The 18,597-nt window shown below is 71.0% G+C and carries 15 protein-coding genes; 4 read left to right on the forward strand and 11 right to left on the reverse strand.

The genetic code is table 11. The annotated features are described in order from the left end of the window. Positions 1 to 348: 348 nt before the first annotated feature. The 4 genes from Q1B24_RS15890 to pdxH are packed head-to-tail and all read right to left on the reverse strand — an operon-like array spanning position 349 to position 5,339. Positions 349 to 2,343, reverse strand: a complete 1,995-nt coding sequence (locus Q1B24_RS15890; RefSeq protein WP_299930855.1) for an ABC transporter ATP-binding protein — start codon at positions 2,341 to 2,343, stop codon at positions 349 to 351. Then, positions 2,343 to 4,076 carry an ABC transporter ATP-binding protein gene (locus Q1B24_RS15895; RefSeq protein WP_299930857.1) on the reverse strand — a complete coding sequence of 578 codons (1,734 nt, stop codon included), beginning with the start codon at positions 4,074 to 4,076 and terminating at the stop codon, positions 2,343 to 2,345. The genes Q1B24_RS15890 and Q1B24_RS15895 overlap by 1 nt, the downstream gene beginning before the upstream one ends. Next, entirely contained in the window at positions 4,076 to 4,651 is a 576-nt protein-coding gene (locus Q1B24_RS15900; protein ID WP_299930859.1) for a TetR/AcrR family transcriptional regulator, read from the reverse strand. The genes Q1B24_RS15895 and Q1B24_RS15900 overlap by 1 nt, the downstream gene beginning before the upstream one ends. Before the next feature lie 49 nt (positions 4,652 to 4,700). Continuing rightward, positions 4,701 to 5,339, reverse strand: a complete 639-nt coding sequence (pdxH, locus tag Q1B24_RS15905) for a pyridoxamine 5'-phosphate oxidase (RefSeq protein ID WP_299930861.1) — start codon at positions 5,337 to 5,339, stop codon at positions 4,701 to 4,703. A 56-nt stretch (positions 5,340 to 5,395) separates the two neighbouring features. Here pdxH and Q1B24_RS15910 point away from each other — a divergent pair, with 56 nt between their 5' ends. Then, positions 5,396 to 6,499, forward strand: a complete 1,104-nt coding sequence (locus tag Q1B24_RS15910; RefSeq protein WP_299930863.1) for a citrate synthase 2 — start codon at positions 5,396 to 5,398, stop codon at positions 6,497 to 6,499. On the opposite strand, the gene Q1B24_RS15915 is transcribed toward Q1B24_RS15910, so the two are convergent. The 3 genes from Q1B24_RS15915 to Q1B24_RS15925 all read right to left on the reverse strand — a co-directional run bounded on the left by Q1B24_RS15915 (position 6,436) and on the right by Q1B24_RS15925 (position 8,163). Further along, on the reverse strand, positions 6,436 to 7,101 hold the full coding sequence (locus tag Q1B24_RS15915; protein WP_299930865.1) for a hypothetical protein: 666 nt from the start codon (positions 7,099 to 7,101) through the stop codon (positions 6,436 to 6,438). The genes Q1B24_RS15910 and Q1B24_RS15915 overlap by 64 nt on opposite strands. A gap of 92 nt (positions 7,102 to 7,193) precedes the next feature. Further along, positions 7,194 to 7,559 (reverse strand): DCC1-like thiol-disulfide oxidoreductase family protein, encoded by a 366-nt coding sequence (locus Q1B24_RS15920; RefSeq protein ID WP_299930867.1) that lies wholly within the window; start codon positions 7,557 to 7,559, stop codon positions 7,194 to 7,196. Between the two features lie 124 nt (positions 7,560 to 7,683). After that, a complete protein-coding gene (locus Q1B24_RS15925) occupies positions 7,684 to 8,163 on the reverse strand; it encodes a GNAT family N-acetyltransferase (protein WP_299930869.1) in 480 nt (159 codons plus the stop codon). A 101-nt stretch (positions 8,164 to 8,264) separates the two neighbouring features. Here Q1B24_RS15925 and serC point away from each other — a divergent pair, with 101 nt between their 5' ends. Then, a complete protein-coding gene (gene serC / locus Q1B24_RS15930; RefSeq protein ID WP_299930871.1) occupies positions 8,265 to 9,386 on the forward strand; it encodes a phosphoserine transaminase in 1,122 nt (373 codons plus the stop codon). A 10-nt stretch (positions 9,387 to 9,396) separates the two neighbouring features. Here the strand turns inward: serC and Q1B24_RS15935 are convergent, their stop codons facing one another. The 3 genes from Q1B24_RS15935 to Q1B24_RS15945 all read right to left on the reverse strand — a co-directional run bounded on the left by Q1B24_RS15935 (position 9,397) and on the right by Q1B24_RS15945 (position 12,597). Next, complete coding sequence (locus Q1B24_RS15935; RefSeq protein ID WP_299930873.1) at positions 9,397 to 10,392, reverse strand: DNA topoisomerase IB; 996 nt, start codon at positions 10,390 to 10,392, stop codon at positions 9,397 to 9,399. Between the two features lie 61 nt (positions 10,393 to 10,453). Beyond that, positions 10,454 to 11,800 (reverse strand): protealysin inhibitor emfourin, encoded by a 1,347-nt coding sequence (locus tag Q1B24_RS15940; RefSeq protein WP_299930875.1) that lies wholly within the window; start codon positions 11,798 to 11,800, stop codon positions 10,454 to 10,456. Between the two features lie 44 nt (positions 11,801 to 11,844). Further along, positions 11,845 to 12,597, reverse strand: a complete 753-nt coding sequence (locus Q1B24_RS15945) for a hypothetical protein (RefSeq protein WP_299930877.1) — start codon at positions 12,595 to 12,597, stop codon at positions 11,845 to 11,847. Between the two features lie 274 nt (positions 12,598 to 12,871). On the opposite strand from Q1B24_RS15945, the gene typA reads away from it, so the two are divergent. Both typA and Q1B24_RS15955 read left to right on the forward strand, forming a co-directional pair. Then, the gene (gene typA / locus Q1B24_RS15950) at positions 12,872 to 14,764 is read left to right on the forward strand and encodes a translational GTPase TypA (protein ID WP_299930879.1); all 1,893 of its coding nucleotides are present in this window, start codon (positions 12,872 to 12,874) and stop codon (positions 14,762 to 14,764) included. Between the two features lie 7 nt (positions 14,765 to 14,771). Continuing rightward, positions 14,772 to 15,413 carry a hypothetical protein gene (locus Q1B24_RS15955; protein WP_299930881.1) on the forward strand — a complete coding sequence of 214 codons (642 nt, stop codon included), beginning with the start codon at positions 14,772 to 14,774 and terminating at the stop codon, positions 15,411 to 15,413. A gap of 27 nt (positions 15,414 to 15,440) precedes the next feature. Here Q1B24_RS15955 and Q1B24_RS15960 read toward each other — a convergent pair whose 3' ends face one another. Beyond that, on the reverse strand, positions 15,441 to 18,566 hold the full coding sequence (locus tag Q1B24_RS15960; RefSeq protein WP_299930883.1) for a reprolysin-like metallopeptidase: 3,126 nt from the start codon (positions 18,564 to 18,566) through the stop codon (positions 15,441 to 15,443). Between the last annotated feature and the right edge of the window lie 31 nt (positions 18,567 to 18,597).

Below are 18,597 nucleotides of genomic sequence, written 5' to 3' on the forward strand. Positions count from 1 at the left end.
CGCCACGCCCGCACCGCGTAGTGTCACCGATGTCCTGAGACATATGTGTCACCGATGTCCTGAGACATCACACGCACGCATCGATGTCGGTTCGTATGACGCAGACCAGTCGGGCGCAGGGGGAAATGCAGCGACCCGCAGGCCTGCTGCCCCTCCTGGGAGGGGCCCCGGCGGATGACACCGGGAGCCTGCGGGTCGGGTGGCTGCAGTGGATTCGCCGGCAGCTGTCGGCGGACCGGGCTGCCTTAGCGGGCAGCCACCTCACTCATCCGAAAAAAACTCATTCCTCGGATCACCTCCCTTCTGTGTGTGACCACCGTACGTCGGGGGGTGGAGTCGCTCAACGGGTTAAGCCACGACGTCCTCGACCGCCGCCTCGAACTGCGAGCGGTAGAGCCGGGCGTATGCGCCGTCCGCCGCGAGCAGCTGCTCGTGCGACCCCTGCTCGACGATCGAGCCGTCCTCCATGACGAGGATCAAGTCGGCGTCGCGGATCGTGGAGAGCCGGTGCGCGATCACGAACGACGTACGGTCCGAGCGCAGCGCCGCCATCGCGTGCTGCAGCAGCAGCTCGGTGCGGGTGTCGACCGAGGAGGTGGCCTCGTCGAGGATCAGCAGCGCCGGGTCGGACAGGAAGGCCCGCGCGATGGTCACCAGCTGGCGCTCGCCGGCGGACAGGTTGGAGCCGTCCTCGTCGATGACGGTGTCGTAGCCGTCGGGCAGGGAGTGCACGAACCGGTCGACGAACGTCGCGCGGGCGGCCTCGAGGATCTGCTCCTCGGTGGCGTCGGGCCGGCCGTAGGCGATGTTGTCGCGGATGGTGCCGGCGAAGAGCCAGGTGTCCTGCAGCACCATCCCGATCCGCCCGCGGAGCACCCCGCGCGGGATCGAGGTGATGTCGACCCCGTCGATGAGGATCCGGCCGGACTGCGGGTCGTAGAAGCGCATCACCAGGTTGACCATCGTCGTCTTGCCGGCGCCCGTGGGCCCGACGATCGCGACGGTGTGGCCGGGCTCGGCGACGAGCGACAGGTGCTCGATGAGCGGCCGCTCGGGGTCGTAGGAGAACGACACGTCCTCGAAGCGCACCTCGCCGTGCGCATCGTCGGCACCAGCCGGCCGCCCGGTCGCGTCGATCGACTCCTCCTCGGCGTCGAGCAGCTCGAAGACCCGCTCCGCCGACGCGACGCCCGACTGCAGCAGGTTGAGCATCGAGGCGACCTGGGTGAGCGGCTGGGTGAACTGGCGCGAGTACTGGATGAACGCCTGCACGTCACCGAGCGACATCGTGCCGCTCGCGACCCGCAGGCCGCCGAGCACGGCGATGACGACGTAGTTCAGGTTCCCGACGAACATCATGATCGGCATGATCAGTCCGCTGACGAACTGGGCGCCGTACGACGCCTCGTAGAGCTCCTCGTTCTGCTCGGCGAACACCCGCTCGGCCTCGTGCTGGCGGCCGAAGACCTTGACGATCGCGTGGCCGGAGAAGGTCTCCTCGATGTGGGAGTTCAGCGTCCCGGTGCGGCGCCACTGCTGGATGAACATGCCCTGCGAGCGCTTCATCACCGCGCCCGTGATGCCCATCGCGATCGGCACCGACACCAGCGCGACGAGCGCCAGCAGCGGCGAGATCCAGAACATCATGGCCAGCACCGCGAAGACGGTGAGCAGCGAGTTGAGCATCTGGCTCATCGTCTGCTGGAGCGTCTGGCTGACGTTGTCGATGTCGTTGGTGACCCGGCTCAGCAGCTCGCCGCGCGGCTGCTTGTCGAAGTAGCCCAGCGGCAGCCGGTGCACCTTGTCCTCCACCTCGGAGCGCATCCGCAGCACGGTGCCCTGCACGACGTCGTTGAGGAGGTAGCCGCCGAGCCAGGCCAGCACCGACGCGGCGACGTAGACGGCCAGCACGACGAGCAGCACGTCGGCGACCGCCGAGAAGTCCACCCCGTCGGTGAGGTCCATCGAGGCGAGCATGTCGGCCCGGTCGTCCTCGCCCTGCGCGCGCAGCGACTCGACCGCCTGCTCCTGCGTCGCCCCGGTGGCGAGCACGTCCTTGCCGATGAGTCCGGCGAAGACGAGGTCGGTCGCCCGGCCCAGGATCCACGGCCCGATCGCCATGGCGATCACGCTGAGGACCGTCAGCACCAGGACGGCGTACGCCTTGTGGCGCTCGGGGTGCAGCCGGGCGAGCAGCCGCTTGAGCGAGGGCCAGAACGTGTCGGCCTTCTGGCCGATCATGCCGCCGCCCATCGGGCCGCGGCCGGGTCCGCCCGGTCCGGTCTGGACCCGCTCGGTCTCCTTGAGCTGCCCGTCCTTGGCAGGCGCCTCCTTCGTACTCATCAGGCCACCTCCTCGGCAGTCAGCTGGGACTCGACGATCTCCCGGTAGGTCGTGCAGGTGTCGAGCAGCTCGTCGTGGGTGCCGCTGCCGACGACGGCGCCGTCCTCCATCACCACGATCCGGTCGGCGTGGCGGATGGTCGCGACGCGTTGCGCGACGATCACGACCGTCGCCTCCCGCGTCACCGGCCTGAGCGCCGCGCGCAGGCGGGCGTCGGTCGTGAGGTCGAGCGCGGAGAACGAGTCGTCGAACAGGTAGATCTCCGGGCGGCGGATCACCGCCCGGGCGATGGCCATCCGCTGCCGCTGGCCGCCGCTGAGGCTGCTGCCGCCCTGGGCCACCTCGGACTGCAGGCCGTCGGGCATCGCCTCGACGAACTCCTTCGCCTGGGCGATCTCGAGCGCCGCCCACATCTCGTCCTCGGTGGCGTCGGGCTTGCCGTAGCGCAGGTTGTCGGCGATCGTCCCGCGGAAGAGGAACGCCTTCTGCTGCACCAGCCCGAGCCGGGACCACAGCGCCTCGGGATCGAGGTGGCGTACGTCGATCCCGCCGACGCGCACCGCTCCCCCGGTCGCGTCGAACAGGCGCGGCACGAGGTTGACCAGGGTCGACTTGCCGGCGCCGGTCGAGCCGACGATCGCCACCGTCTCCCCGGGACGCGCGGTCATCGTGACCTCGCGCAGCACGGGCTCGTCGGCGCCGGGGTAGGCGAAGGTCACCGCGTCGAGCTCGAGGGTGAGCGACGGGGGCAGCTCGGTGACGGGGTCGCTCGGGGGGACGACCGACGACTCGGTGTCGAGGACCTCGGTGATCCGGTCGGCGCACACAGCGGCGCGCGGCACCATCATCAGCATGAACATCGCCATCATCACCGACATCACGATCTGCATCAGGTAGGAGATGTAGGCGGTGAGGGCGCCGACCTCCATGTAGCCCGCCTCGACGCGGTGCCCGCCGAACCACAGCACGCCGACGGTCGCGACGTTGGCCACGATCATCACGGTCGGGAACATCGCGGCCTGCCAGCGCCCGGCGCGGATCGCGACCTCGGTGAGCTGGACGTTGGCGTCGGCGAAGCGGGTGGTCTCGTGCTCCTCGCGCACGAACGCCCGCACGACGCGCACGCCGGTGATCTGCTCGCGCAGCAGCCGGTTGACCTCGTCGATGCGCTCCTGCATCAATCGGAAGCTCGGCACCATCTGGCGGATGATCAGGCCGATGGAGACGCCGAGGACGGGCACGACCGCGAGGACCAGCCAGGACAGGCCGACGTCCTCGCGGGCGGCCATGATGATGCCGCCGACCATCATGATCGGCGCCGCCACCATCAGCGTGCCGCCCATCAGCACGAGCATCTGCACCTGCTGCACGTCGTTGGTCTCACGGGTGATCAGCGACGGCGCCCCGAAGTGCTGCACCTCGCGTGCCGAGAACGACCCGACCCGACGGAAGATCGCGGCCCGCAGGTCGCGACCGAAGCCCATCGCGTTGCGCGCGGAGAACCAGACGGCCGCGATCGCGCAGACCACCTGCACCAACGAGACGGCGAGCATCAGCCCGCCGTGGCGCACGATGTAGCCGGTGTCACCGGTGACCACGCCGTTGTCGATGATGTCGGCGTTGAGGCTCGGCAGGTAGAGCGCGGCCATCGTGCCGACGAACTGCAGCGCGACCACGGCGGCCAGCGGGGCGGCGTACGGCCGGAGGTAGGTGCGGACCAGTCGGAGGAGCATCAGGAGTCCTTCCGGTGCAGACCGTCGAGGACGGTGGTGACGATCTCCTCGGCCGTGAGGGTGCGGCCGGCGCAGACATGGGGATGACTGCCGGAGAACGTCAGCAGCCGGGTGATGTGGACGAACTCCTCGACGGGTACGGCGAGCTCTGCCGCATGCGGCGCGATGAGGTCCGTCATGATCCGGACGGCCTCCTCGAGACCGGGCCTCAGGTTCTGGCGATCACGGGGAGGCGCGGCCATGCCGACGGCCGTCATCAGGCCGAAGATCCCGCGATAGCGGTCCTGGAAGAGCTCGACGATCGCGCGGACGATGTCGCGCAGCGACTGGTCGGGGTCGATGTCGCGCAGGCCGGCGAGGAAGGGGGTGTCGTCGAACGCGTGGTCCAGTGCCGCGTCGACGAGCTCGTCCTTGGACTCGAAGACCCGGAAGATCGTGCCCTCCGCGACCCCGGCGGCGTCGGCGATGAGCTTGGTGGTGACGCCGCGCCCGTGCTGGTGCAGCAGCGGGATCGTCGCGTCGACCAACGCCTCGCGCCGGTCCTCGGGGGTCATCGGGCGGGCACGTGGGGTCACCCGGCGATGGTAGGTGAGTGAGCACTCACTCACAACGGCTTTGCCGGGGTCAGGGGGCGAGCCGCTCCGTCGTCCACCCGTCGTCGCCGCGCCGGTAGACCAGCCGGTCGTGCATCCGGCTCGGGCGCCCCTGCCAGAACTCGACGACCTCCGGGCTCACCCGGTAGCCGCCCCACTCCGGCGGCACCGGGAGCGGGCTGTCGTCTCCGAAGCGTTCCTGCACCCGGGCGTACGACGCCGCCAGCGCGGACCGCGACGCCACCGGCCGCGACTGGTCGGAGGCCCAGGCCCCGAGCTGGGCGCCGCGCGGGCGGGAGCGGAAGTAGGCCTCGACCTCGTCGTCGGGCAGCACCGACGCCACGCCCTCGACGCGCACCTGCCGCTCGAGCGGGTGCCAGGGGAACAGCAGCGCGCACCGCGCGTCGACGGCGAGGTCGGCGCCCTTGCGCGAGGCGTGGTTGGTGTAGAAGACGAAGCCGTCCGGCCCGACGCCCTTGAGCAGCACCATCCGGCTCGACGGCCCACCCTCCACGGTCGCCGTGGAGAGCACCATCGCGTTGGGCTCGTGCACCCCGGCGTCGGCGGCCTGGCGCAGCCAGCGCCCGAACATCTCGATCGGGTCGGCGGCCAGGTCGGGCAGGTCCAGCCCGCCGCGGCCGTACTCCTCGCGCAGTCCGGACAGGTCCATGTCCCGACCCTAGTCGGGCGGCGGTGCACAATGAGCCGTCCCTACGAAGGAGTGGCATGACCGAGATCCAGCACGGCCTCGAAGGTGTCGTCGCGTTCGAGACGCAGATCGCCGAGCCCGACAAGGAAGGGTCCGCGCTGCGCTACCGCGGCGTCGACATCGAGGAGCTGGTCGGCCGCGTCCCGTTCGAGAACGTCTGGGGCCTCCTCGTCGACGGCTCCTACACGCCCGGCCTGCCCCCGGCCGAGCCCTACAACATCTCGATCCACACCGGCGACGTCCGCGCCGACGTGCAGGCCGCGGTGGCGATGCTCGCGCCGATGCTCGGCATGGGCCAGACCTACGACATCTCCGACGAGCAGGCCCGCCTCGACCTCTCCCGCGTTGCCGTGATGGTGCTGTCGTACGCCGCCCAGTCGGCGCGCGGCCTCGGCAAGCCGGTCGTCACCCAGGCCGACGTCGACCAGGGCCGGACCCTCGCCGAGCGGTTCCTCATCCGGTGGCGCGGCGAGGCGGACCCCCGGCACGCGCACGCGATCGACGCCTACTGGTCGTCCGCGGCCGAGCACGGGATGAACGCCTCGACCTTCACCGCACGCGTCATCACCTCCACCGGCGCCGACGTGGCCGCCGCCTTCTCCGGGGCCATCGGCGCGATGTCGGGCCCGCTGCACGGTGGTGCGCCCTCGCGCGTGCTCGGGATGATCGAGGAGGTCGAGAAGCGCGACGGCGACGCGACGTCGTACGTCAAGGAGCTGCTCGACGACGGCGAGCGGCTGATGGGCTTCGGGCACCGCGTCTACCGCGCCGAGGACCCGCGGGCCCGGGTGCTGCGGCGCACGGCCCGCGAGCTCGACGCGCCCCGCTACGAGGTCGCCGAGGCGCTCGAGAAGGCCGCGCTCGCCGAGCTGCGCGAGCGACGACCCGACCGCGTGCTGGAGACCAACGTGGAGTTCTGGGCGGCCATCGTCCTCGACTTCGCCGAGGTCCCGGCCCACATGTTCACCTCGATGTTCACCTGCGCCCGCACGGGCGGGTGGTCGGCGCACATCCTCGAGCAGAAGACCACCGGCCGGCTGATCCGGCCGTCCGCGGTCTACGCCGGGCCGGCCACGCGTCCCGCCGACGAGGTCGAGGGCTGGGACGCCGGCTGGGCGTAGTACCAGGACGTCCTGCCCCTCGCGCCCTGGCGCGTCAGCGAGACGTGCAGGTGGTCGCGGTGGCGCAGCGTGGGCGAGCAGGCGCGCCGGGTGCGGCAGCCCGAGCTGAGGTAGCGCTTGGCCACGAAGCCGTCGTAGGAGGCGTACATCGTGTCGTTCCAGATGATGTACATGACCCCCATCCGACGGGCGAGCGCGTGCGGCTGCCCCGTGTCGTCGGGAGCGAGGAGCTCGTCGAGCAGGGCTGCGGCGAGGGCGGCCTCCGCGGGGTCGGTCGCGTCGAGGAGCCAGTCGAACGCACGCGACTCCTTGTGCTCGCTGCGGCTCGACCCGGCGCACGAGCGACTGATCGGGCCGTAGCCGCCGCCGCGGGCCACGAGCCAGTCGGCGAGCATCAGCACGCCCGGCTTGGGCGTGCGCTTGCAGGTGGTCTGCGGCTGGTAGCCGGCGTAGGGCTCCATCGGCATGAGGAACGGGGCCGAGGCCGTCACGGTCCCCCGCCTGCTGGTCTCCCCGGCCGAGGCCGCGGTGGGGCCGCCCGCAAGCATGCCGAGCAGCAGGACGCAGGTCGCCGCGACCACCCCTGCAGCACGAGATGACACGTGCATCGATGTCCCCACCTTCCCCTGAGATCACACCTGGCACAGGGACCGTAAGCGGCCCCACGCGCAGGCGTCCGGGGATCGTCAGAACATCAACGCTGTAGTTCGCAGGCGGCCGTCCCGCCCGGCAGGCGGTGCCGGTTCGCGGCCACCCAGGCGTAGGTCCGTCGGGCGATCGGGTCGACCGGACGGGACTCGATCACCCGCCCGACCAGGCGCCAGGGCCGCGGCCCCGTGCGCAGGATCGAGGCGAAGGCCCGGTGGCCGTAGTCGACCCGGCCGTCGGGGTGGACGTAGGGCATCTCGACGACCGCCCGTACCGGGTCGACGCCGAGCGCCTCGAGGTCGGCGTCCTGGACGGTCGAGCTGTCGACGTCGACGCCGAGCCTCGGCACGAGGCGCGCCGTGCGCATGCAGAAGCCGCAGTCGGCGTCGTTCAGCATCAGTCCGCGTTCCACGACTGAAGGCTACGTCGGGAGCTGGTCGACCGGCTGTCAGTTCCCGACGCCGGGCCCTACCCGTTGCGACACACGACGTGTCACGACGCGTGGGTCACTGCCTCGGGTGACGGCAGCACGTGTGTCAGATCCGGCGGGCGAAGCAGCGGCTGAGGTCGGAGCCGCAGTAGTAGCCGAAGCCGGGGATCGGCTCGTAGCCCGACGACTGGTAGAGCTCGATCGCCTCCGGCTGCTTCATCCCGGTCTCGAGCACGAGGGCCTGGATCCCGGCCTCCGCCGCGGTGGTCTCGAGGTGAGCGAGCATCCGCCGGGCCAGGCCACGACGCTGCGCAGCGGGGACGACGTACATCCGCTTCACCTCGGCGGTGACCTCCGCGCCGAGCGCCGTGACCGACGACCGCCGCCACGCGCCCGTCGCGACCGGCGCGCCGTCGAGGTAGCCGACGAAGAACTGGCCGAGGGGGTCCTCGAAGTCGCGCGGGTCGACCGGCGACTCGTCGCGCCCGCCGTAGCGGGCGACGTACTCCTCCTGCACGGCCTCGACCAGCAACCGGGAGTCGGGATGCGTGATGGGGAGGCGCTCGATGCGCAGGTCGGTGTTCATCGTTCGTCCCCCGTCTCGGACCCTGGCCAGGCGGATGTCAGACTAGGCGGCGCTGACAGCGTCGTCAGGACCACCCTTCCGCTTCCACGTGAGGTTCCTCCATGACCGACGCCCTCAAGATCCCCGCCGAGCTCCTGCCGGCCGACGGCCGCTTCGGCGCGGGCCCGTCCAAGATCCAGACCAGCCACCTCGACGCGCTCGCCGCGACGGGCTCGTCGTTGATGGGCACCTCCCACCGGCAGGCCCCGGTCAAGAAGACCGTCGGCCGGGTCCGCGAGGGGCTGGCCGCGCTGTTCGACCTGCCCGAGGGCTACGAGGTCGTGCTCGGCAACGGCGGCGCGACCGCGTTCTGGGACATCGCCTGCTTCGGCCTCATCCGGGAGAAGAGCCAGCACCTGTCGTTCGGCGAGTTCTCGTCGAAGTTCGCCACCTCGGCCAAGAAGGCGCCGTGGCTCGCGGACCCGTCGGTCATCACCAGCGAGCCGGGATCGAGGCCCGACGCGGTCGCCGAGGACGGCGTCGACGTCTACGCCTGGGCGCACAACGAGACCTCGACCGCCGTGATGGCGCCCGTGCTCCGCCCCACGGGCGTGGCCGACGACGCGATCGTGCTGGTCGACGCCACCTCCGGCGCCGGCGGCCTGCCCGTCGACCTCGACCAGGTCGACACCTACTACTTCGCCCCCCAGAAGTGCTTCGCCTCCGACGGCGGCCTCTGGATCGCCCTCATGTCGCCGCGGGCGCTGGCGCGCGCCGAGGAGATCGCGGCGAGCGACCGCTACGTCCCGCCCTTCTTCGACCTGCCGACCGCGATCGACAACTCCTCGAAGAACCAGACCTACAACACCCCGTCGGTGGCCACGCTCTTCCTGATGGCCGAGCAGCTCGACTGGATGAACAGCCAGGGCGGGCTCTCGGGCATGGTCGAGCGCACGACGGCGTCCTCGGACGCGCTCTACGGCTGGGCGGAGCGCACCTCCTACACCACGCCGTACGTCGCCGAGCCGGGCGACCGGTCGCTCGTCATCGGCACCATCGACTTCGACGACTCGATCGACGCCGCCGCCATCGCCGCCACCCTGCGGGCCAACGGCATCGTCGACACCGAGCCCTACCGCAAGCTCGGCCGCAACCAGCTCCGCATCGCGATGTACCCCGCGATCGACCCGTCCGACGTCGAGAAGCTCACCGCCGCGATCGACCACGTCGTCGCCCACAGCTGACCGGTCGGGGTCAGGCAGACAGCAGCTTGAGCACGGCGCGCTCGAGAGCCGCCTGCCGGGCGTCGTCGGTGTCGTAGGAGCCGCGGACCTTGATCGTCCGGCCCCGCTCGTAGGCCTCGACGACGCGCGGGTCGACGTACGACGTGCGCGCCAGGGTCGGCGTGTTGCCGAGGAAGTCCGAGACCTCCTTCATCGCCGAGGAGACCGCCCGCTTGCGCGAGGCCTTCGTCTTCCCCGGCTCGTCGGTCTCGGCGAGCGCGGACGCGGCGATCACGGTGGCGTGCCAGGTGCGGAAGTCCTTCGCGGTCGCCTCGATGCCGAAGCAGCCACGGATGTAGTCGTTGACGTCGGAGGACGACAGGTCGCGCCACGTGCGGCCGTCCTTCCAGGCCAGCAGCCGGTCGCCGCCGCCACGACGGCGACGCATCCCGTCGAGGGCACCCACGGCCGCCGGGTCGTCGATGTCGATGCAGTGCTCGACGCCCGACTTGCCGGTGAAGCAGAACCGCAGACCACCCTGGTACTTCGACACGTGCTCCCGGAGCATCGTGGTGAGGCCGAAGGAGCCGTTGGTGTCGGTGTAGACGTCGTTGCCGATGCGGAAGTAGCCGAGGTCGAGCAGGCGAACGGCGACGGCGCACGCGCGCTCCTGCGACATGCCCTCCGCGCCGATGTCGGCCAGCACCCGCTCACGCGCCTTCGACAGCGCCTTGCCGAAGCCGAGGATCCGGTCGAACTTGGCGGCGTCTCGGCTGGTGCGCCAGTGCGGGTGGTAGAGGTACTGGCGGCGGCCGGCGTCGTCGGTGCCGACGGCCTGCAGGTGCCCGTTGGCGTAGGGCGTGATCCACACGTCCTTCCACGCCGGCGGGATGACGAGGTCCTTGCAGCGCTGGACCTGGTCGGGGTCGAGGCGGTTGCCGTGCTCGTCGAGGTAGGTGAAGCCCTTGCCGGAACGGCGACGGGTCCAGCCCGGCTGGTCGGGGAAGGTGCGCCTCAGTCGCGGCATGCGGTGAACCTAGCGAACGGCCCCCCGGCATGCCGTCACCCTGAGGGAGGTCTGCGGGAGCTCAGGACTCCGTGCCAGGGCGCAGGATCCGCCGCGCCAGCTCGGCCTGGCTGGCCGTCAACAGGTGCTCGGGCACGCGCACCGGATCATGGTCGTCGACGGTGAACGTGTAGACGAACATGTCCGGGCGGGGCGGCCCGTCGGTGGTCGCGGACGCGAGCACGGCCTCCGACACCAGCTGCCCGAGGTCGGGGTCGTCGGACCGGTCGATCTCGACCTCGGCGGTCTCGGTGCGGCCGGTAAACCCGCCGCTGCGCTCGACGCGCAGGCGGCCGCCCGCCGGTGACTGGGGTGGCGCCGACTGGGGGCCGGGGTCGACCATCGGTCCGGCGCCGACCTCGACGTCCACGCCGACCTGCGCCCACGCCTGCCGTACGGCGTCGGCGTGCGCGCCGGCAGCCGCGACGGTCGCCGCGGCGAAGGTGGTGAAGGTCGCGCCCGAGGGCACGTCGCCGCCGACGAGGGCGTCGTACCAGATCCGGCCGGCGCCAGCGATCGACGTGCCGCCGATGGCGACCGCCGCCAGCTGGAACGCCTTGTTGGGGATGCCGGAGTTGAGGTGGACGCCGCCGTTGTCGGCGGTCGTGTCGATGTAGTCGTCCATGTGGCCGACCTGGGGATCCGCGCCGATGTCGGGGTCGTCGTAGGCGGTGCCGGGGGCTGCCATGTCACGCAGGGCGCGGGCCTGGACGGACGGCATGAAGATGCCCTGCCCGATCAGCCAGTCGCCCGCGCCGGCGTCCTGGCCCAGGAGGCGCTGCTTGAGGCACGAGGCGAACGCGTCGGCGACCGACTCGTTGAGCGCGCCCGACTGACCGCGGTAGGTGAGGTCGGCGGTGTGCTCGATGACGGCGTGGGAGAACTCGTGGGCCAGGACGTCGACGGGCTTGGTGAACCGCTCGAACACCCGGCCGTCGCCGTCGCCGAAGACCAGCTGGGTGCCGTCCCAGAACGCGTTGTTGTAGCGGGAGCCGTAGTGGACGGTCAGGCTGACCGGGGCGCCCGCGCCGTCGTGGGAGTCGCGCGAGAGGTCCTCGAGGAACATCCGCAGGGTCGCCTCGATGCCGGTGGCGGCCTCGTCCACGGCGACGTCACCGGTCTCCGGCTCCCCCGCGCTCCGCGCGGGCGTGCCGGGCAACGACGTGCTCGACCCTGCGTCGTGCACCGTCCACGCCGGCCCCGCGACCACACCCTCGGCAGTCGTGTCGCCCGCCGGACGCGGCTCGCGCGCCCGGGCCGCGCGCTCGCGACGCAGCTCGTCGTCCTGCGACGCCTGCTCCGGCCCGTCCACCCGCTCCACGAGCCACGGTGGGATGAAGGTGCAGCGGGGTCCCCGAGATGTCGTCATGCCACCTGTCTACTCCCCACCGCCGACAGCGGGAAGAGGACAGCTCAGGCGCAGGACGATGCGGTGAACGAGAAGTCCGTCAGGTTGATCAGCTGAGTGCCGCCGGTGACGGTGGTCCAGAACTTCAGCACGATGTTGGAGACGGGCTCGGTGTACGTGACCCTGACGTTTCCCGCACCGCTCGTGGCGCCGACAGCACTGTCGTCCCTTCTCTGGCGCCAGGGGTCGTCATCGGTGCCCGAGCCGCGGACTCCGGAGGCGCGCTGGCCGCGTCGTGCGCCCGACAACGACACCTGGTCCCACCAACCGCGCTCCTGGCTGTCGATGTCGGTGATCGTGAACGACAGGCCACTCACCTGTCGAGCAAAGTTGATGGTGACGACCTGTCCGGCGTTGCGCCCCGTCGTCAGGGCAGCGGCGTGGTGGAGCTGCAGCGCCCGGGCGCTGGCGCCGAGACCACCGACGTTGGTCTGCGCCGGCACGGTGAGATTGGCGTCGGCGAGCTTCAGGCTCTGCGGTCCGCTGCTGACGAAGGTGACCGGAACGGCCGCAGCCCCCGCAGTGAGTGAGGCGACGGTCGCCACACCAGTCCTGCTGGACGTCTGGCTCCACGGGGTCACGCCCCAGTCGAGCAGGTAGGAGGCCGTCACGGCTTGGGCCGGCGAGCACGCGGCGTACGCCGGGACTGCGACGGCGACGGAGACCGCGGGCGCGGTCCAGGCGGCGGCGCGGAGCACGGTGCGCCGGCTCGGGACGTACGACGTGGGTGTGGCGGGCTCGACAGAGGTGGTCGACATGGCAGCTCATCCCTCCCGGATGACGGTTCTCGCACCGGGCGCAGCGCATCCCCACGCGCTTCCCCCGGCCTGTGGCAACGACAGTAGGGAGGGGTGGTTGAAGACCGGACCGCTTTTACCGCCCCGTGGAGCAACCGTGCGCGACCCGGTCACCGCGCGTCACCGATTGAGGTCGACACGCTCAGCGCCGGTAACCTAGTCAGGCGATCAACGCGTCATGCGTGCGGCCCGCGGCCGCCTGTCGCCACCCGATCTCCGCCCGGAAGGCCCTTGCATGCCCACCCAGTCCCGCTCCGACCTGCGCAACGTCGCGATCGTCGCCCACGTCGACCACGGCAAGACCACGCTGGTCGACGCGATGCTCCGCCAGGCAGGCGCCTTCACCGCGCACCAGGCCGAGAGCGTCGCCGACCGTGTCATGGACTCCGGCGACCTCGAGCGCGAGAAGGGCATCACGATCCTCGCGAAGAACACCGCCGTCCACTACGCCGGTCCGGCCGGCGGCGGCCAGCCGATGGTCATCAACATCATCGACACCCCGGGTCACGCCGACTTCGGTGGCGAGGTCGAGCGCGGCCTGTCCATGGTCGACGGCATCGTGCTCCTGGTCGACGCCTCCGAGGGCCCGCTCCCCCAGACGCGCTTCGTGCTGCGCAAGGCGCTCAACGCCGACATGCCGGTGATCCTGGTCGTCAACAAGACCGACCGCAGCGACGCCCGCATCAGCGAGGTCGTCGACGAGTCGTACGAGCTCTTCATGGACCTCCTCGACGACACCCACAGCCAGGACGCCCTCGACTTCCCGGTCGTCTACGCCTCCGGCAAGGCCGGCATCGCGTCGCTGGAGAAGCCCGAGGACGGCACGATGCCCGAGGGCACCGACCTCGAGCCGCTCTTCAAGACGATCCTCGAGACGATCCCCGCCCCGCAGTACGACGAGGGCGCGCCGCTCCAGGCCCACGTGACCAACCTCGACTCGTCGCCGTTCCTCGGCCGGCTCGCGCTGCTGCGCATCCACCAGGGCACGCTCAAGAAGGGCCAGACCGTGGCCTGGATGCGCCGCGACGGCGAGGTCAAGAACGTCCGCATCACCGAGCTCCTCGTCACCGAGGGCCTCGAGCGCAAGCCGGGCGAGTCCGCCGGCCCCGGCGACATCGTCGCCATCGCCGGCATCCCGGAGATCACGATCGGCGAGACCCTCGCCGACGCCGACAACCCGGTCGCGCTGCCGCTCATCCACGTCGACGACCCGGCCATCTCGATGACCATCGGCACCAACACCTCGCCCATGGTCGGCAAGGTCAAGGGCGCCAAGGTCACCGCCCGCCTCGTCAAGGACCGCCTCGACTCCGAGCTCATCGGCAACGTGTCGCTGCGCGTCCTGCCGACCGAGCGCCCCGACGCGTGGGAGGTCCAGGGCCGCGGCGAGCTCGCGCTGGCGATCCTCGTCGAGCAGATGCGCCGCGAGGGCTTCGAGCTCACCGTCGGCAAGCCCCAGGTCGTCACCCGGGAGGTCGACGGCAAGGTGCACGAGCCGTTCGAGCGGCTCACCATCGACGCCCCGGAGGAGTACCTCGGCACCATCACCGAGCTCCTCGCGACCCGCAAGGGCCGCATGGAGGGCATGACCAACCACGGCACCGGCTGGGTCCGCATGGACTTCGTCGTCCCCTCGCGCGGCCTGATCGGCTTCCGCACCGAGTTCCTCACCGAGACCCGCGGCACGGGCATCGCCCACCACATCTCCGAGGGCTACCACCCGTGGGCAGGCGAGATCCGCTCGCGCAACAACGGCTCGCTGGTGGCCGACCGCTCCGGTGCGGCGACGGCGTACGCCATGACGTCGCTGCAGGAGCGCGGCGTGCTCTTCGTCGAGCCCACCACCGAGGTCTACGAGGGCATGATCGTCGGCGAGAACTCCCGCGCCGACGACATGGACGTCAACATCACCAAGGAGAAGCAGCAGACCAACATCCGGTCCGCCACCTCCGACAACTTCGAGAAGCTGATCCCGCCGAAGCGGCTCTCGCTCGAGCAGTGCCTGGAGTTCTGCCGCGAGGACGAGTGCGTCGAGGTCACGCCCGAGATGGTGCGCATCCGCAAGGTCGTGCTCGACGCCAACGCGCGCGCCAAGACCGCCTCGCGGGCGCGCAAGGCCAACAAGTAGGTCGCGCGTGACCGGCGGCGTGCCCGGCCTCGCCGAGGAGCTGGCGGACTGGTTGGAGGGCCTCGGGCTCGCCGACCAGCTCGCCGCGGCCGGCTTGCCGACGTACGCCCGCGACGGTGACGCGGTGCGCTGGACCGAGCCCGCGACCGGCGAACCGCTCGACGACGAGCGGCTGGTCGAGCTCGACCGGCTGCTGCGCTCCCAGGGCGAGGACCCCGCGTACGCCGTGCCCCTCGCGCTCGTCCGGCTCCGCCGGGAGTCCCGGGTGCGGCAGGAGCTGCTCGACGGCGGGTGGCTCGACTACGCCGGCGTCGCGCAGCTGCGCGGCGTCTCGACCAACGCGGCCCGCTTCGCCGTCCACAAGGCAGCCGAGCGCCGCACCCTCCTGGTCGTCGGGCACGAGGGCGCGGTGCTGGTGCCGTCGTTCCAGCTCGACGAGGCGGGCGAGGTGCGCACCGAGCTGCTGACCGTCCTCGAGCCCCTGCTCGTCTCGGTCGACCCGTGGCGGGCCTGGATCTGGCTCACCACGCCGGCCGCGCTGCTCGGCGGCGCGGTGCCCCACGAGGCCGCGCGCGACCCCGAGGAGCTCCCGGTCGTGCAGCGCGCCGCGGTCGCCCTGGCCGAGCGGTCTCGCTCGGCGCAGGGCTGACCCGGCGGCTGCCCGGAGGCGCTGCGGTCAGTCGGTCGGCGTCTCGGTGACGACCGCGACGCCCTCGATCCGGACCGGCTTGTTCTTCGCCACCACGACGCGCAGCTTGCCCTTGCGCGCCTTCGGCAGGTTGAACGTGCGGAGCTTGCTGAAGGACTGCTTGCCCTTGAACTTCACGACGCCCAGCTTGCGCTTGCCGAGGAAGACGCGCGCCTTGCCGCCCTTCTTGACCTTGCCGATGACGAGCACGATCCGCTCGGTGGCCGGCACGCGGGTGACGAGCTCGGAGCCCTTGCGGCGCGAGGTGATGTAGTCGCCGAACATGGCCCGCTTGTCCTTCTTGCGGTTCCACTTCCCCTTGCGGGAGAAGGTGCTGTCGTCACGCGGCACCGTGAAGGTCACCGTGGCCGGCGTCGGGTCGACGACGCCCGCGGCGTTGACCGCGGCGACGGTGACGATGTGCGTGCCGGAGCGGAAACGGTCCTCCAACCCGGTGGCGTCGCACGGAACCGTCTCCGCGTCGACCGTGCACACGAAGGTCGCCGGCGCGACGCTCGAGGAATAGCTGAGCTCCTGCTTGCGCTCGAGCACGATCGAGCCGTTGGCAGGACCGGAGGTGATCGTGGTCTCCGGAGCGGGCGTCGCCTTCAGCACGAAGGAGGCGTCGTTGACGTCGAAGAAGTAGTTGCCCACCGCCTCGATCTTGATGCGTACGTCGCTCGCGTCGACGTTGGGCATCGCCAGGGTCTCCGAGCCGTCGTTGGGCGTGCTCGCCGCGAGCACCGTGCCGAAGGTCGCGCCGCCGTCGGTGGACAGCGAGATCTTGACGTTCTCGGCCAGGGGTCGCGTGCCGTTGACGGCCCAGGTGACCGGGACGGACGAGCCGCCGGCCACGGTGGCACCCGCGGTGGTCTGCGAGGTCACGAGGAACGGTCCGGCGCCCGGGTCGACCGTGAGTGCGACGTCGTCGAAGGCGAGACCGCCGCCGCGCACAGCGAGGTCACGAGCCGTGATGCGGAAGCTCATCGTGCGGTCGTCCGCGCCCAGGCTGCCGAGGTAGTCGGCCGTCGGCAGGAACTCCGAGTAGCAGTCGAGCAGTGTGTCGGGCAGCTGCCGGTTCGTGGGCGTGGTCGGCGTCGGGCAGGTGCCGGAAGCGGCGTTGGTGTTGCCCTTCAGGACCTGGGCCATGTCCGGGAAGACCCGGGTGGTGCTGCCGTCGGCGAGGTTGATGCCCGGCGAGGGGCTCTTGAGCGTGTCCTCGTCGCTGACGACGGCGTCGTCACCGAAGACCCGGAAGAGCGGGCCGTAGGCCTTGGTGTTGTCGGACAGTCGGGTTCCCTCGCCGAAGTTGGTCTGCTCCCAGAGGAAGACGAGCGGGTCGCCGTCGGCGTCACTGGAGGACATGGCGGTCAGGGCGAACGGCGTGCGGATCGGCAGCGTCTTGGCGGCAGGAGCCTCGACGGCCGGGTTGGTGTTGTCGCTGTCCAGCGGGAAGCCCTCCGTCTGCGACGGCCCGCCGCGAGCGGTCTCACCGGCGAAGCCGGAGACCCCGGCCGACCCGTTGGTCACGGTCAGCACGTCGGCGACCTCGTAGCCGTCGGCCTCGATGCTCGGCTGCGCGTTGAAGATCACCTGGAAGCCGGTCTCGTCGGGCTCGACCGGCGGCACGTAGTTGACCTCGTAGGAGTTGTACTGGTCGTAGCCCCACTGGGCGATGGACACCGGCTGGTCAACGATCTCCTCGATGGCCGCCTTGATGCCGGCCGCGGTGTAGTTGGTGCCGGCCACGATCGGGTCGGTCGTCTCGCCGTTGAGCTCCAGGGTGAACGAGTCACCCGCGTCGCCGAAGCCGCGAAGCGACACGGTCTGCACCTCGACGTTGCCGTAGGGCTCCTGGTCCATCGTCGCGTAGGCCTCGTCCACGGTGAGGAACGAGAAGTAGGGGTCGGTGTGCGGCTGCAGGTTGTCCTGGCCGCAGATGCCGGCGTACGCCATCACCGAGGAGCCCGAGCCGGGCTCGACCGAGGCATCGGAGATGTTGCCACCGCAGGCGCCGAGGGCGCCGTTGAAGGTGTGGTTGCCGCCGAACTGGTGGCCGATCTCGTGGGCAACGTAGTCGATGGCGAAGAAGTCACCGGTGGGCTCGGGCAGGCCGGTGCAGCCGCCGCCCTTGTAGTCCCCGCCGATGACGCCGAGGTAGGCGATGCCGCCGCCGTTGACGCCGAGGGCGATGTGGCCGACGTCGTAGTTGGAGGCCCCGATCAGCTGACCCAGGACCGTGCGGTTCTTGCCGAGGGTCGAGACGTCGCAGTAGCTGATGTCACCGTAGGAGTCGTCGCTGTCGTCGTCGGGCGTCCCGTTGTCGTCGAAGGGCTCGAAGCACGGCGCGCTGCCGCACGGGCCGTCGGGGCCGGTGGCCTCGGCGTATGTGTCGAGGTTGAGCTTCTCGGTCTCGTTGACGAGGCGCAGCTCGACGCCGAGGTCGTCGTTGTAGACCTCGTTGACGCGGTTGATCAGGGTGACCTTCTCGGCCAGGACGTTGTCGGTGCCGAACGCCGCGGCGTAGGACGGGTCGGAGGTCAGCGCCAGGCGGTAGTAGCGCCGGTTGACCGCGGCGTTGGCGACGCGCGGGGCCTGCTTGGCCTCGGCGACGGTCTCGCGCAGGGCCTGGACCTCACCCTCGACGCGGCGCCGTTCCGGCGCCGGGAGGTCCGCGGAGCGGTAGCTGAGGTGGGCGGTGGTGCCGCGACGGTTGTAGGCCGGGTCGACGTACCAGTCAGCCTGGGCGCCGGGCTCACGCACGAAGGCGTGGAACCCCATCGGCGTGATGTCGAGCGCGATCGAGACCCGCGGGTCGTCCACGCTGCGGCCCGACCACGTCGCGATCTCGGGGTGGGCGGCGGCGAGGTCGGACTCCATGGCCTGGGTCCGCTCGACGCGGAAGGCCTGCAGGCGACCGTCGGGGTCGAGGACCTCGACGACCGAGGAGCCGCCGGCCTGCGGCAGCTCGCCGCGGAGCGCGCCGAGGTCGACGCGCGAGGCGGCGTACTGCTTGGGCTCGACGCGGACCTGCGAGCCGGACGGCTCGAAGCCGCGGAGGGGAGCGAACGCCTGGTCGTCGGGCGCGGCCGCGACCGGGGCGATGGAGCTCATCACCCCCGCTCCCAGGACCAGGGCCAGACCT

Origin of the sequence: uncultured Nocardioides sp. (assembly GCF_947488025.1) — a bacterium.
Classification (GTDB): domain Bacteria; phylum Actinomycetota; class Actinomycetes; order Propionibacteriales; family Nocardioidaceae; genus Nocardioides.

What these genes read in the sequence shown, in the direction of transcription:
- Q1B24_RS15890 (WP_299930855.1), bottom strand. Translation starts at nt 2,343, where the DNA reads ATGAGTACGAAGGAGGCGCCTGCCAAGGACGGGCAGCTCAAGGAGACC.
- Q1B24_RS15895 (WP_299930857.1), bottom strand. Translation starts at nt 4,076, where the DNA reads ATGCTCCTCCGACTGGTCCGCACCTACCTCCGGCCGTACGCCGCCCCG.
- pdxH (WP_299930861.1), bottom strand. Translation starts at nt 5,339, where the DNA reads ATGGACCTGTCCGGACTGCGCGAGGAGTACGGCCGCGGCGGGCTGGAC.
- Q1B24_RS15910 (WP_299930863.1), top strand. Translation starts at nt 5,396, where the DNA reads ATGACCGAGATCCAGCACGGCCTCGAAGGTGTCGTCGCGTTCGAGACG.
- Q1B24_RS15925 (WP_299930869.1), bottom strand. Translation starts at nt 8,163, where the DNA reads ATGAACACCGACCTGCGCATCGAGCGCCTCCCCATCACGCATCCCGAC.
- serC (WP_299930871.1), top strand. Translation starts at nt 8,265, where the DNA reads ATGACCGACGCCCTCAAGATCCCCGCCGAGCTCCTGCCGGCCGACGGC.
- Q1B24_RS15935 (WP_299930873.1), bottom strand. Translation starts at nt 10,392, where the DNA reads ATGCCGCGACTGAGGCGCACCTTCCCCGACCAGCCGGGCTGGACCCGT.
- Q1B24_RS15940 (WP_299930875.1), bottom strand. Translation starts at nt 11,800, where the DNA reads ATGACGACATCTCGGGGACCCCGCTGCACCTTCATCCCACCGTGGCTC.
- Q1B24_RS15945 (WP_299930877.1), bottom strand. Translation starts at nt 12,597, where the DNA reads ATGTCGACCACCTCTGTCGAGCCCGCCACACCCACGTCGTACGTCCCG.
- typA (WP_299930879.1), top strand. Translation starts at nt 12,872, where the DNA reads ATGCCCACCCAGTCCCGCTCCGACCTGCGCAACGTCGCGATCGTCGCC.
- Q1B24_RS15960 (WP_299930883.1), bottom strand. Translation starts at nt 18,566, where the DNA reads ATGAGCTCCATCGCCCCGGTCGCGGCCGCGCCCGACGACCAGGCGTTC.